Below are 14,971 nucleotides of genomic sequence, written 5' to 3'. Positions count from 1 at the left end.
GGAGAGCTTATTATGAATTTAAGAGAAAAGCTAATTCAGTACAAGAATATAACTATACAACTTATAACTAGTGCTGAAAATGAAGATTATGATAGTTTAGATAAGCTATTAGCTAATAGGCAAAATATAATGGATGAAATAGATAATATAACTTATTCTAAAGAAGAATTTTTACGCCTGTGCAGAGAGTTAGATATATTAGTACTAAATCAAAAGTTGATAAAGGTAACAAAAGAAAAAAAAGCTACTATTCTTAAAAATATAGATGAACTAAAAACATCAAAGTCGGCTAATAAAAGTTACAATAAAAGATTTTCAGTAGATTCAGTGTTTTTTAATAAAAAAATTTAAAATGCTATTAAGCATTAAAAAAAGCTAACGATATATTTACTGTAAACAAAAAAGGTGGAAAAGGAATTCCACAATTTAAAAATCAAGGAGGAATATTATTATGATAATCAATCACAACATGAATGCTATGAACTCTCATAGACAAATGACTGCAAACACAGCAGCAGCTGGAAAATCAATGGAAAAATTAAGCTCAGGTTTAAGAATTAACAGAGCTGGAGATGATGCAGCAGGACTAGCAATATCTGAAAAAATGAGAGGACAAATCAGAGGTCTTGACCAAGCTTCAAGAAACTCACAAGATGGTATCTCAATGATTCAAACAGCAGAAGGAGCTTTAAACGAAACTCACTCAATTCTTCAAAGAATGAGAGAGTTAACAGTACAAGCATCAAATGATACTAACGTTACAGCTGATAGAAACGCAATAAAGGACGAGTTAACTGCTTTAACTAGCGAAATCAATAGAATTGCTACACAAACTGAGTTCAATACTCAAACAATGTTTAGTGCAACTTCTCTTGGAGTGAACTTCCAAGTTGGAGCTAATAAGGGTCAACAAATAACTCTTACTTTCTCAGGAATGCAAGCTTCAAATTTAAGTATTGCTTCAGTAGCTAGTTCAGTAAGCACTGCAGCTGATGCAACAGCTGCAATTTGTGTAGTAAATGATGCAATTGAAGCAGTATCAAAAGAAAGATCAAAACTAGGAGCAGTACAAAATAGATTAGAACATACTATTGCTAACTTAAATAATGCTTCTGAAAACTTAAGTTCAGCTGAATCAAGAGTTAGAGATGTTGATATGGCTAAGGAAATGATGAACTTCTCAAAGAATAACATTCTTAACCAAGCTGCACAAGCAATGCTTGCTCAAGCTAATCAACAGCCACAAGGAGTTCTTCAATTATTAAGATAATTTAATGGCGAAGAATAACTGAAAAAATAAGATATCCAAAATTGTATTAAGTAGTAACAATTCGATATCTACTAGAATCTAAATTTTTTAGATTTTAATAATGATATATAAATAAAAAGGGTGGAAAAGGAATTCCACAATTTAAAAATCAAGGAGGAATATTATTATGATAATCAATCACAATATGAATGCTATGAACTCTCATAGACAAATGACTGCAAACACAGCAGCAGCTGGAAAATCAATGGAGAAATTAAGCTCAGGTTTAAGAATTAACAGAGCTGGAGACGATGCAGCAGGACTAGCAATATCTGAAAAAATGAGAGGACAAATCAGAGGTCTTGACCAAGCTTCAAGAAACTCACAAGATGGTATCTCAATGATCCAAACAGCAGAAGGAGCATTAAATGAAACTCACTCAATTCTTCAAAGAATGAGAGAGTTAACAGTACAAGCATCAAATGATACTAACGTTACAGCAGATAGAAACGCAATAAAGGATGAATTAACTGCATTAACTTCAGAAATCGATAGAATTGCTACACAAACTGAATTCAATACTCAAACAATGTTTAGTGCAACTTCTCTTGGAGTAAAATTCCAAGTTGGAGCTAATAAGGATCAACAAATAACTCTTACTTTCTCAGGAATGCAAGCTTCCAATTTAAGTGTTGCTTCAGTAGCTAGTTCAGTAAGCAGTGCAGCTGATGCAACAGCTGCAATTTGTGTAGTAAATGATGCAATTGAAGCAGTATCAAAAGAAAGATCAAAACTTGGAGCAGTACAAAATAGATTAGAGCATACTATTGCTAACTTAAATAATGCTTCTGAAAACTTAAGCTCAGCTGAATCAAGAGTTAGAGATGTTGATATGGCTAAAGAAATGATGAACTTCTCAAAGAATAACATTCTTAACCAAGCTGCACAAGCAATGCTTGCTCAAGCTAATCAACAACCACAAGGAGTTCTTCAATTATTAAGATAATTTAATAGTGAAGAATAGCTAAAAAATAAGATATGCAAAACTATATTAAGTTTAGCATATCTTATTTTTTAATTAATACTCTGTGATTGATAGTCATTATTTAAGAATTAACCTTGGAAGGATAGATATATAATGTTACTAAGCATAGCGATGATTGTTAAAAATGAAGAAAAAAACATAGAAAAATGTTTACAAGCATTAAAACCTTTGAAAAATAATGTGAATTATGAAATAATTATAGTAGATACTGGCAGCACAGATAATACTATTAGTATAGCAAAAAAGTATACTGAAAAAATATATGAACATCAGTGGACTAATAATTTTGCAGAAATGAGAAACTTAAGTATTAGCTACTGTAAAGGTAATTGGATTTTGGTAATAGACGCAGACGAAGTTTTAGAAAATCCTGATGAACTCATTAGTTTTTTTAAAGAAAAATATAAATCATATAATAGTGCCGTAGTTAAGCTTAATAATTATACTTCAGGAGATATGTATGTTATAGGAGGATTAATTAGACTCTTTAAAAATGAAGGTGATTTCCACTATGCAGGAAGGGTTCATGAACAACCTATCTGCAAAAAACCAACCTGCATTACCAACATAACCTTTAATCATTATGGATATTGTAGAAATGATTATGACTTAATGCAGTACAAATATGATAGAAACATTAAGTTATTATTAAAGGACTTAGATGAAGGAAAAGATGAAATATATACCTTATTTCAATTATGCCAAAGTTATTCCATGGCAAATAAAAAAAACCAAGCCTTAAAGTCAATAAATAAAGCTTATAAGCTAGTAAAAAGTAAAAAAGAGTTGAAAAATGATGTAAGATATTTATATGTAGATCGACAATTAGCCATAGAACTTTTTGACAGTAGTAATTATGAAAGAACTATAGAGGTATGTGAAAAGGCTATATTAATAGGCGATAACTTTATAGATTTTTACTACTTACTGTCTAAAAGTAATAACTTTTTAAAAAATTATTCTGCAGCAGAAAAATACTTTGGTAAGTATTTTGAACTATATGAAAATAACAAAAAAGAATATATAGATTATGTTACAGTAGTTGATTTTTCAACCTCAAGACATAGTGAAATGTTGATGAATAGAATTATTAATTTATATGAATTAAAGAATTATAAGAAAATTATTCAGTTATGTGAGAAGTTAAATAGAAAAGAAAGAGAAGAATTAAATCAGATTATATTATACTCCTTTATAAAAGAAAAAGAATACAAAAAAATAAGTGATTTTTATAAAAATAAAGAGATAAAAGATAAGGACATAGAAAATATTAGTGTTGTAATACAAAGAGTTGTGTTAGAAAGTTCAAATAGTAATTTTAATAATCTATTCAACAGTTTTAAAGATTTGAATAAAATTATGAGTTGTTATTTAAAATATATTATTTTTGATAATAAAATAGATATAAAAAATGCAGAGGTTAATTATGAGAATTTTTATTCATGGAAAGCAGAGATATTGAAATCAAAAATTAAAGAAGATATTTCTGTATTAGAAGAGATAAAAAAACTTGATAATATAGATAAAGAAAAGTATTTGGATTACGTATGTAGCGATTATGAATGTATAAAAATATTAAATAATTATGAAAAAGATAATTTCTTATGCCCAGATATAAAAAGTTTAAGTTTTATTAATATGATAGAAATGAAGTTGACTTTCTTATCATATATACAGGAAAAAAAGTTAGAGGACTTAATACAAAGAACTTTTACAAATAATATTAATTTGATTCAACAAATCTATAACTTTGATACTATTAATGAAGAAAATAGTAAGTTTATCTTAAATAGATATCAGTATTTTTGGTACAAAATAAACTGCGTTATAAGTAAATATTGTAATGATAAACTTCATTACATAAAGGGTTTAAAAGCTATTACTAAAGAAATGCCTGAATTTAAAAAGGTTTTGGAAGTTTTTACAGAAAGTATTAGTGATACTGTAATTTCAAGTGAAATGGAAAAAGAAAAAGATAACATTTTAGCAAAGGTTGAAGAACTTGTTAACAATAATATGTTAGATGAAGCTGAAAATATATTACGAGAATTAGATGGGGTATTCCTATATGATACTAGAGTGAAAAATTCACTAGGTGTGGTATTGTTTTTAAAAGGGCAGTTGGATAATTCACTAATTAATTTAGCAATATCAAATATTCTAAAACAAAACAACTTTGATACAATATATAATTTGGCATGCGTTCTGGAATCAAAACAAAACTTTGATGCAGCAATATATTATTATAGTAAGGCTTACGAGTTGTGTCAGGATGAAGAATTTAAGATACAAATTAAAAATATAATAAATACGTTGAGTAAAGGCTAAGGAGAAACAGTTATAGTTTATAAAACCAATAGGAATACATAAAAACATAACTGTTATTATTAGGTATTTTATAAAAGTTTTATAAAAGTAAAGAAACTAACTTGGAGAAACGAGGCAGTACATCTTGTTTCTTTGTTTTTTTATAATTAAAGAAATTGATTATATTGTCGATATAAGTAGTAGTGTATATGAAAATCTATATTATTCTAAAGAGGTAATAAGATAGTTTGAGGTGGCAAAATGAGATACATAGAACCATATATAATTAAGATAAAAGAAAAAATACAAAAGTTAATCAACGAAGGCATTACGGATGAAGCAACAAAGTTAATTTTAGAATACGAAGAGGAAACAAAAGATGATATAGAAATTCTTTCTATGAAATCTGTAATATTAATAATGAAAAATGAATTAGATGAAGCTGAAACTATTCTAAAAAAAGCTTTAGAACTAGATAAAAGTAATCCAGATATACTTTTTAATCTAGGCTACATTCATGAGCATAGGAGACAATATAAGGAAGCATATAATTATTATTCACAGTCTAAGATTAAATCGCAGGATATTGAATTTATTTCTAATGTAGATACAATAATAAATAAATTAGAAGAGAGTTCTAATTTAGAGATAGATAACTTCAGTAATAAAGAGTTAAAAACTAGTATAGTTATTTTAACATACAATAAATTAGACTATACTAAATTGTGCATAGATAGCGTAAAGAAATATACTAAGGCTGGAACTTATGAAATCATTGTTGTAGATAACAATTCTACTGATGATACAAGAGATTGGTTAAAAGAACAAAATGATATAAAAGTTATTTTAAATGATATAAATTTAGGGTTTCCTGGTGGATGTAATGTAGGTATAGAAGCAGCAGAAAAAGGTAATGATATATTGCTATTAAATAATGATACAATTGTAACACCAAGATGGCTTGAAAATCTCAATAACTGTTTATATAGTGATGAATACATTGGGGCAGTTGGAGCTGTTAGTAATAGTTGTTCAAATTATCAAGCAATAAAAACAGAATACAAATCTATAGAAGAAATGGTAGCTTTTGCAGATGAATATAATGTATCTGATTCAGCAAAATGGGAACAGAAAGTAAAATTGATAGGTTTTTGTATGTTAGTTAAAAGGCCTGTTTTGGATAAAGTAGGGTTGCTGGATGAAATATTTTTTCCAGGAAATTTTGAGGATGATGATTTAGGATATAGAATACAATCTGAGGGATATAAATTAATGCTTTGTAATGATACTTTTGTTCATCATTTTGGAAGCACCTCCTTTAAAGACAATCCAGAAAAATTCAATAAATTACTTAATGATAATTCAATTAAATTTATGAATAAATGGGGATTTAGTTCAGAAGAGAATTTTTCCGTAAATTATGATATTATAGAAAAACTTGATGTAAATAAATCTAATATTAATGTGCTTCATATAGGGTGTGGTACGGGCTCTCTTTTATATAAAATTAAGTATATATTTAAAGATGCAAAATTATATGCCATAGATGATAACAGGTACACCACCAAAGTTATACATAAACTTATTACTTTAAAAGAAACAAGTATAGACGATGAATTTTACTACCCAGAAAACTATTTTGATTACATTATAATTACAAATACTTTGGAAAAATCAGAAGCTCCAAGGTCAGCAGTTAAAAAGCTACTAAAGTTTCTTAAAGAAACGGGCAAGGTGATAGTAACTATAAAGAATTCTAACTTTTATGAAGAGCTTATAAAAATATTAATGGGAAGTGCAGATTTTAATAGTAAAAGAATGTACAACTATAATGAGATTAAAGAGATATTCTCTTATAAAGATTTTTCAAACACTACTATAGAAAGTGAAACTATAAATATAACTTCTGATAACGAAATGGTATTGGATTATATTTGCAAGTTAACAGGGGAGGACATGAAATCTCAATATGTAACGAAAGAATATTTAATAACACTCAATAAGAACTCTATAGATGTAAAAGAAATAAAGCTTATTTTAAGAAGAATAGAAAACTCTATTAATATTGATGAAAATTTAAAACTACTAAAGAATTATTTAGATAAAAAAAACTACGAAGTAATAAATGATATAGTGATGGAAAATATAATAAAAAAAGAAGAGGTTTTTAACACTATAGCTATAGATATGTTTAATAATCAAAGACAAATAGATGCATTAAAAATGTTAGAGCTATCCTATAAATATAATCCCAATCATAAAGATACAGTTTACAATATTTCATATATAATATCCCAGTTAGGAGACAAAGAAACTGCTATAAGTTATTTAGACTCATTCTCTAATAAATATCATGATAGTGATATATTAAAATTAAAGGAAGAAATATTAGGTGATACAAATGAACGATAAAAAAATATGTTTTATAACCTGTGTAAATGATGATAGACAATATGAAGAATGTTTGTTATACATAAATAACTTAAATATACCTAAAGGTTATGAAATAGATGTTATTTCAATTAAGGAGGCAGAAAGTATCACATCGGCGTATAACGCTGCAATCCAAGATACAGATGCTAAGTATAAGGTATACTTACATCAAGATACGTATATTATAAACAAAGATTTTTTATATGATATATTAGGTGTTTTTAATTCTAATGATAAGGTAGGAATGATTGGAGTAGCAGGAGCTAAAACAATTCCCCCTAGTGGAATTTGGTGGGAATCAATACATAAGTATGGAAAAGTGTATGATAGTCGTGCAGGTAAGATAGAGCTTTTATCTTTTAATGAAGTTACAAATGCTTATGAAGAAGTGAAAGCTATAGATGGACTAATAATGATAACTCAATATGATATACATTGGAAAGAAGACATATTTGATGGATGGCATTTTCATGATGTATCTCAAAGTATGGAGTTTATTAAGTCAGGGTATATAATAGTAATTCCAAAGCAAAGAGAAGCTTGGTGTATTCATGATTGTGAGGGATTTAATCCAAAAGATAGATATGATGACTATAGAAAAAAATTTTTAGATGAATATTCAAAAGAGATATTTAGAGATGATAATAATATAGTTAATTTAAATAAAAATACTAGCGAAAAGTTTTACAAGTTTGGCCGAAATTCTAGGATACAGGGTGAAGCAGAGATTTTTACTGCAGAAGGAATCTCAATTGGAAATAATGTCTCAATCCAAAAAGATGTAAGGCTTATGTTACCTTATAATAATTTTAATGGAGAACCAAGAATAATTATTGAAGATGGATGTGATATAGGGAAAAGGCTTACTGTTTCAGCTACTAATAAAATAGTAATAGAGAAAAACGTTATAATAGCTGCAAATGTTCATATTACAGATCATAATCATGAGTACAAAGAAGTAGGCATACCAATTATGTACCAAGGTGTAACATCTTTTACTAATGAAGTTATTATTGGACAAGGTAGCTGGATTGCAAATAATTGTGTCATAGTCGGTAATGTTCACATTGGAAGAGGATGTACAATAGCTGCTAATAGTGTTGTTACTAAGGACATTCCTGATTATTGCGTTGTAGCTGGAAGCCCTGCTAGAGTTAAAAAATGCTTTGATAGAGTTTCAGGAAAATGGATTAAGGTAAAAGATGAAAACCATTTAATGGAGGTTATTGAGGAGAGACAAACTTTTAAGCCTTTACTGACGATAGGTATTTTTACTTATAATAGGTCTAATTACTTAGATAAATGTTTGTATGCAATATTTAATCAAATAGGAAATGATAGCTTATTTGAAGTTTTGGTGTGTGATAACAATTCTACAGATAATACAAATATAGTAGTAGATAAATATAAAAGTAAGTATAATAATTTGGTATATTATAAAAACGAAAATAATATAGGGGCAATGAAAAATGTTCATAAAGTATTAGAAAAAGCTTCAGGAGAATTTGTAATTGCACATGGAGATGACGATTATTTAGCATATTTGACGATTTATAAATTAGTAGATATGATATATAAAAATAGAAATTGCTCATTAATGTACATGCTTCCTTCAAATGACAATTTCACTATTTATAATGGGGAAGGTATTAATAATTATGTTGAACAAGTATCTTTTGTTACAACCTTTATATCAGGTATGGTAGTAAAAAAAGATGAGTTTGATAAAATTGTGGATAAAGAAAAATTTATTTATACAGATATTAATCAAGTATATATTCAATTAGAATTATTAAGAAATAATCCTAATTTTGCCATTTTAAAAGGTAATACTCTAAGTAGGGGTTCTGGCGAACATAAGCCAAGTGGATATAACTTTGGTGAGGTTTTTATTAAAAATTACTTAGATATATTGACTCATTTTAAGGAATTTGGGTTAAAGGAAGATGTTGTTAAAAATGAAAAGTATAAACTTTTAACTTCTATGATAATTCCTTGGTGCAGAAAAATTATAAATGAAAACATAGACTTAGATATTAGTAATATTATGAGTCTGGTATATGATTATTATAATAGTGAAACTTATTTTAATGAAGCAAATAGAGAATTACAAATGATTTTAAAGAAGTAGTTGATTCAATTTCAACTTGTATAATTTATACATAGAAACGAATATAAATGTGCTATTTAACAAAGGAAATTTAAGTTCTAAGTTAAAGCTTATATATGAAATGTATTAATAAAGAGGGTGAAACTAATGAAAGCAGTAATTCTTTGTGGTGGAAAAGGTACACGTATGCGCGAAGAAACAGAATATAGACCAAAGCCTTTAGTATTAGTAGGCGGAAAACCAATACTTTGGCATATAATGAAATTATATTCTCATTATGGTATAAATGACTTTATACTTTGTGTTGGATATAAGGGGGACATGATTAAGCAATACTTTATGGAGATGTATTGGAGAAACAACGATTTTACACTTCATATAAATGGTAATAAAAATATTGATTATCTGACAAAAGAAGAAGATAACTGGAAGATTACTATTGTAGATACAGGGCTCGAAACTGGAACAGCGGCACGTTTGAAGCAAGTAGAGAAATATATAGAAGAAAATACTTTTATGTTTACCTATGGAGATGGACTAAGTGATGTTAACTTAATTGAATTGCTTGAATATCACAAATCAAAGAATAGAATTTCCACATTGACTGGTGTTCACCCATTTTCTACTTTTGGTTTAATGGACGTTGAGAATGGAATAGTTAAATCATTCAGAGAAAAGCCTGTACTTATGGATATGGTTAATGGTGGTTATATGGTATTAAATAAAAGGGTATTTGACTATATACCGGATGAAGATTGTATGTTTGAACAGGAGCCATTAAAGAATTTAGCAAAAGATTCACAACTTGCTGTATATGAACATAACGGGTTTTGGAGAGCATTAGACACTTTTAAAGATGTAGAAGTAGTGAATAATATGTATGAAAATGGAGATGCACCATGGAAAATATGGAAGTAAATATGTTTTATAAGTGCTACATAGAGATAAAGTAGTTTTAACTTACTTTATATACTAGTACTAAAAATTACCGGATTTTATTTTAGTTTAATGAATTCAGTGCAAATGTTGTAGGTTATTGATTGAGTTCATATACAGATAAAGATAACTTTGTAGTTGTAGGTTTTAAGGGCAGATGATATTAAATATACTTTAGTGTTATAGTAAGTCAGATTTGAACAAACTTGAAACATAGTAATTACTGGTAAATGATATATGAATAAAGTTCAAATATGAGATTATAGGTGGAATAATTTTTATTGCTAATATGAAAATGATACGTAAATTATTATGAACTATGTTTACAGCAAATAAATATACATTGGAGTTGATTACTTTGAATAAAGAACAATTGGAGATTATCATAAATGATTGTCATAGTATCATTAAAAGGGTAGGAAATGATTTTAATAAACTTCAAGGTAAGAAAATTTTAATAACTGGATCAAGTGGTATGTTAGCTAGTTATTTCTTAGATACGATAAATGTACTAAATGAGTGTTATTTTAAAGTTCCTTGTAAGGTTATAGCTATGATTCATTCCCCATTGTTAAATTATAAGAGATTAGAACATTTAAGAAATAATCCAAATATAAAGTTTATAACTCAAGATATATCAAAGTCATTTGATATAAACGAAGATGTAGACTATATAATACATGCAGCCTCTAAAGCCTCACCTAAATATTATCTGAATGATACTCTAGATACTATATATGCCAATTTAAATGGACTTAAAACAATATTAGAATATAGTACTAATAATAGTGTAAAAAGTATTTTATATTTTAGTAGTGGAGAAATATATGGTAATCCTGATGAAGACAATATACCAACATCTGAGGTATATGAGGGAAAAGTTTTATGTACAGGTCCAAGGGCATGCTATACAGAAACAAAAAGATTTTGTGAAACCTTGCTGATGAATTATGTAATCAACTATAAGATACATGCAAAAATAGTAAGACCTTGGCATGTATTTGGACCAGGGATGAAACTAAATGATGGTAGAGTTATTGCTGATTTTATCAGCAATGGATTAAATGGAGAAGATATAAAGATATTGAGTAGTGGCTTAGCAACAAGAACATTTTGCTATATAACGGATGCTCATGTTGGGTTTTGGAAATTATTATTTTCAAATTATGACGGTGAAGCTTTTAATATAGGAAATGATAATCCAGAAATAAGTGTAAGAGAGTTAGCGAGCTTAATGTGCAAACTATTTGGAAATAATATCAATTATATATTAAAGAAACAAAATGATGCTGAATATTTAAATAATGCTCCGTTAAGATGTTGTCCTAATATAGATAAGGCTAAAAAATTGTTGAACTATAATCCAGAAGAAAAATTAGAAGAGTGGTTACTAAAAATGATTAGGTGGTATCAGATAGGAGTGAAGCAATATGAAAATAATTAATGAGTGTAGATGTTGCAATAGCATGGAACTAATAGAATTGATTCATTATGAGTCTTTACCTGTAGCAGGTTTATATTATGATGAAGAAGAGCTGAATATGTCTTTAAAGTTACCGATGACTATTGAATTTTGTAAAAGTTGTGGACATGTACAGCTAAAAGAAGTTGTTAACAATAATATATACGAACAATATAGCTATGCTGGGACTTTCTCAGATAGTTATATGAAACATTTAGAGTATGTAGCAAAATATCTATATAAAGATTATAATATAAAAAATAAAAATATAATTGAAATCGGTTCAAGTAATGGACAGTTATTATATCTACTGAAAGAGATAGGAGATAACTGTGTTTTTGGATATGAACCATCAAAAAAATTGACAGATGATGCTTGGAATAGTAGAGGAATAAAATCAGCAACTACTTACTTCTCGAAAGATAACTTAAAATATAGTAGTTTTAATAAAGTAGATTTATTTATAGTTAGACATGTTCTAGAGCATATAGACGATTTTGATTGTATATTTGACGGTATAAATAGCTGCCTAACTGATAATGGATTATTGGTTATTGAAGTACCAAGTATTGAAAAAATTCTTGAAGAAAATTTATATTCAAACTTTTTTCATGAACACTTAAATTATTTTTCAGAAACAACTATTACATATTTAGCTAATAAATCTGGATTTAGTCTTATAGATAAAAAAGATGTTAATATTCATGGTGGATCTATATTCTTGATTTATAGAAAAAGTAATAATGTTAGGAATTATACAAGTGAGTTAACTAAAATTGATTTAGATACCATCAATAAATTTATAGAGAGGATGAAAGATTACTATAACAGTATATACGAATTTATATGTAAAGAAAAAAATAAAGGATTAAAAATATGTGGTTATGGGGCGTCACATAGAACTACTATGTTACTTTCAATGTCAGGTTTAGATAAAAAGGTTATCGATAAAATATATGATAAAAATGTATTTTTAAAAGATAAGTATATACCATTTACAGGTGTAAAAATAGATTTGCCAGAAAGAATAAAAAAAGATAGTCCCGATATTCTAATAGTATTTGCAATTTCATTTGAAGATGAAATATCTAAGTATATTCGTGAAAATTATAAAAATGAAATAAAAATTATTTCATTAAAGGGAAGTCCTCATTTTATTGAATAGTTAAAATGAAATTTAGGAGTATAGAGGTTGAAACAATGAATCAAATAGAGATAAATGAATTGGTTAATATATCAAAGAAAATAAGAAAAGACGTAGTCAGAATGTCTTATAAAGCATGTAGTTCTCACTTAGGTTCTGCATTATCTATGATTGATATCTTAATTGTACTATATTTTAAAATATTAAACATTACTCCTGAAAATTATAAAAATAGAGATAGAGATAAATTTATACTAAGTAAGGGTCATGCCTCTTCAGGATTATATGCAGTTTTAGCACAAGCAGGATTTATTGATAGGAAAATACTAGATACATATTATGAAGATGGCTCTCATTTAATTGGACATCCTAAAAAAGATTCATTACCTGGTATAGAAGTCTCTACAGGATCTTTAGGACATGGATTGCCTTTAGGATGTGGTTTAGCGTTAAGTGATAAAAATGATAGAAAACTGTGTAAGACTGTTGTATTAATGGGTGACGGGGAATGTAATGAAGGATCTGTATGGGAGTCAGCTATGTTTGCTGCATCAAGAAATTTAAATGATTTAATAGTTATTGTAGATAATAATAGACTTCAAGGATTGGGTACAGTTGATAAAATAACTGGACTATATCCTTTGGCTGAAAAGTGGAGAGCTTTCAACTGGAGTGTAGAGGAAATCGATGGGCATAATTTTGAGGAAATATATAAAAGCTTAAAACAAGCTTATGAGTCAAAAGATAAACCAACTGTTATAATAGCACACACTATCAAAGGTAAAGGAGTTTCTTTTATGGAAGATAAGCTTGAGTGGCATTATAAGTCGCCTAACAAAGAACAATATGAATTAGCAATAAAGGAGCTAATGTAAATGAGAACAACATTCATTAATAAAGTTACAGAAATGGCGAGAAAAGATAAAGATATTTATTTAATAACTGGAGACTTGGGGTTTTCTGTATTTGAAAACTTTGAAAAAGAATTTTCAGATAGATTCATAAACGTAGGAATAGCTGAGTCAGCTATGATTGGAATAGCTGCAGGGTTAGCGTTAAATGGAAAAAAAATATATGTTTACTCCATAGCACCGTTTCTTACAATGAGGTGCTTTGAACAAATTAGAGTTGATTTGTGTTATCAAAATCTAAATGTAAATTTAATAGGCGTTGGTGGGGGGCTAAGCTATGGAGCCTCAGGAGCAACTCACCATGCGATAGAAGATATAGCAATCATGAGATCATTACCTAATATGAAGGTTATATGTCCAGGTGACCCATTTGAAACTGAAAATATTGTTGAACAGGTATTGAATATAGGAGGACCAACATATATTAGATTAAATAAAAATAGGGAACCTAGATTATATACTAAAAAAAATATAAATTTTCAGATAGGAAAGGCTATTAGAGTATTTGAAGGAAATGATGTTTCAATAATAGCTACAGGAAATATGCTGGAGCAATCTATAAATATTTCAAAAAGGTTAAAAGAAATCGGGTATAGCGTTAACTTGATAAGTATGCATACTATAAAACCTATTGATATTAATATAATAAATGAGTGTATAAGTAATACAAAATACATATTTACTATGGAGGAACATAATGTAATAGGTGGTTTAGCGTCAGCAGTTTCAGAAGTGGTTGTATCAAGTAGGTTAGAGCACGTAACGTTTAAAGCTTTTGGAATACCAGATGTATATGCTGATTGTGCTGGAAGCAGAGATTATTTTAGAAAAAAATATAATATTGATGAAGATAATATATTTAATGAAATGACTAAAATTTTAAATGAAAATGGTTTTGAAAGTTACAATTGATGAAATATGAAATAAGAAAAGCAACTAAGATAAGAAATGTAGATATAGTAAAAAACTTTACCGATTAAATTATTTGTTATTGAATTTATACCATAAATTTGTATAATTCGGATAATGAAAAAATAAGCGTAACAATAGGATTATGTAATATGCTACAGGCTTTCAGAAAGTCTTGCAGTAAAGTGCATTGGTAAGATTCACAAGTGTGAGAATTTAGTACAACACGTAATTTTATAATTAAAAGATTTAATGATATAAACAAACTATATGTGATATAAAATAGAAATGGAAAAGTTATTAACGAAGGAATAATTTGTGGTTTTGACAGTAGTAAAGACAATATGAAAGAAATGAATTTTCAAAATCATGGTGACATTTTTGTAGGAATAGCTGTGAAAGATGTTCTTAATAATACATTTGGATATTTGCAAGTTTGTGGAGAAGTTTCTGAAAGGATATTAT

Annotated in this window: 11 protein-coding genes; all 11 read left to right on the top strand. The window is 27.8% G+C overall.

Annotated features, from left to right (window positions below):
- Positions 1-12: 12 nt before the first annotated feature.
- The 11 genes from P8V03_RS00840 (at position 13) to P8V03_RS00790 (ending at position 14,509) form a co-directional block, all read left to right on the top strand.
- Positions 13-351 (top strand): flagellar protein FliT, encoded by a 339-nt coding sequence (locus P8V03_RS00840; protein ID WP_318796391.1) that lies wholly within the window; start codon positions 13-15, stop codon positions 349-351.
- Between the two features lie 100 nt (positions 352-451).
- A complete protein-coding gene (locus P8V03_RS00835) occupies positions 452-1,270 on the top strand; it encodes a flagellin N-terminal helical domain-containing protein (RefSeq protein ID WP_318796390.1) in 819 nt (272 codons plus the stop codon).
- Between the two features lie 166 nt (positions 1,271-1,436).
- On the top strand, positions 1,437-2,255 hold the full coding sequence (locus P8V03_RS00830; RefSeq protein ID WP_318796389.1) for a flagellin N-terminal helical domain-containing protein: 819 nt from the start codon (positions 1,437-1,439) through the stop codon (positions 2,253-2,255).
- Positions 2,256-2,387: 132 nt separating this feature from the next.
- Positions 2,388-4,622 carry a glycosyltransferase family 2 protein gene (locus P8V03_RS00825; RefSeq protein ID WP_318796388.1) on the top strand — a complete coding sequence of 745 codons (2,235 nt, stop codon included), beginning with the start codon at positions 2,388-2,390 and terminating at the stop codon, positions 4,620-4,622.
- 240 nt (positions 4,623-4,862) lie between these two features.
- A complete protein-coding gene (locus tag P8V03_RS00820) occupies positions 4,863-7,013 on the top strand; it encodes a glycosyltransferase (RefSeq protein ID WP_318796387.1) in 2,151 nt (716 codons plus the stop codon).
- On the top strand, positions 7,003-9,165 hold the full coding sequence (locus P8V03_RS00815) for a glycosyltransferase (RefSeq protein ID WP_318796386.1): 2,163 nt from the start codon (positions 7,003-7,005) through the stop codon (positions 9,163-9,165). The genes P8V03_RS00820 and P8V03_RS00815 overlap by 11 nt, the downstream gene beginning before the upstream one ends.
- 126 nt (positions 9,166-9,291) lie before the next feature.
- The gene (gene rfbF / locus P8V03_RS00810) at positions 9,292-10,062 is read left to right on the top strand and encodes a glucose-1-phosphate cytidylyltransferase (RefSeq protein ID WP_318796385.1); all 771 of its coding nucleotides are present in this window, start codon (positions 9,292-9,294) and stop codon (positions 10,060-10,062) included.
- 376 nt (positions 10,063-10,438) lie between these two features.
- Positions 10,439-11,524 (top strand): NAD-dependent epimerase/dehydratase family protein, encoded by a 1,086-nt coding sequence (locus P8V03_RS00805; RefSeq protein ID WP_318796384.1) that lies wholly within the window; start codon positions 10,439-10,441, stop codon positions 11,522-11,524.
- Complete coding sequence (locus P8V03_RS00800) at positions 11,511-12,707, top strand: class I SAM-dependent methyltransferase (protein ID WP_318796383.1); 1,197 nt, start codon at positions 11,511-11,513, stop codon at positions 12,705-12,707. The genes P8V03_RS00805 and P8V03_RS00800 overlap by 14 nt, the downstream gene beginning before the upstream one ends.
- Positions 12,708-12,742: 35 nt before the next feature.
- Positions 12,743-13,561, top strand: coding sequence for a transketolase (locus P8V03_RS00795; protein ID WP_318796382.1), 819 nt, complete (start codon positions 12,743-12,745; stop codon positions 13,559-13,561).
- A complete protein-coding gene (locus tag P8V03_RS00790) occupies positions 13,562-14,509 on the top strand; it encodes a transketolase family protein (protein WP_318796381.1) in 948 nt (315 codons plus the stop codon).
- Positions 14,510-14,971: the final 462 nt, after the last annotated feature.

The organism is Clostridium tanneri, assembly GCF_033659955.1.
In the GTDB taxonomy this organism is placed as follows: Bacteria; Bacillota; Clostridia; order Clostridiales; family Clostridiaceae; genus Clostridium_AM; species Clostridium_AM tanneri.
The sequence above is the reverse complement of the archived record's forward strand: the minus strand, read 5'-3'. Positions and strand labels throughout refer to the sequence as shown.

Coding starts and splice junctions, on each gene's coding strand:
- P8V03_RS00840 (WP_318796391.1), top strand. CDS start 13: ATGAATTTAAGAGAAAAGCTAATTCAGTACAAGAATATAACTATACAA.
- P8V03_RS00800 (WP_318796383.1), top strand. CDS start 11,511: ATGAAAATAATTAATGAGTGTAGATGTTGCAATAGCATGGAACTAATA.
- P8V03_RS00830 (WP_318796389.1), top strand. CDS start 1,437: ATGATAATCAATCACAATATGAATGCTATGAACTCTCATAGACAAATG.
- P8V03_RS00795 (WP_318796382.1), top strand. CDS start 12,743: ATGAATCAAATAGAGATAAATGAATTGGTTAATATATCAAAGAAAATA.
- rfbF (WP_318796385.1), top strand. CDS start 9,292: ATGAAAGCAGTAATTCTTTGTGGTGGAAAAGGTACACGTATGCGCGAA.
- P8V03_RS00790 (WP_318796381.1), top strand. CDS start 13,562: ATGAGAACAACATTCATTAATAAAGTTACAGAAATGGCGAGAAAAGAT.
- P8V03_RS00815 (WP_318796386.1), top strand. CDS start 7,003: ATGAACGATAAAAAAATATGTTTTATAACCTGTGTAAATGATGATAGA.
- P8V03_RS00825 (WP_318796388.1), top strand. CDS start 2,388: ATGTTACTAAGCATAGCGATGATTGTTAAAAATGAAGAAAAAAACATA.
- P8V03_RS00835 (WP_318796390.1), top strand. CDS start 452: ATGATAATCAATCACAACATGAATGCTATGAACTCTCATAGACAAATG.
- P8V03_RS00820 (WP_318796387.1), top strand. CDS start 4,863: ATGAGATACATAGAACCATATATAATTAAGATAAAAGAAAAAATACAA.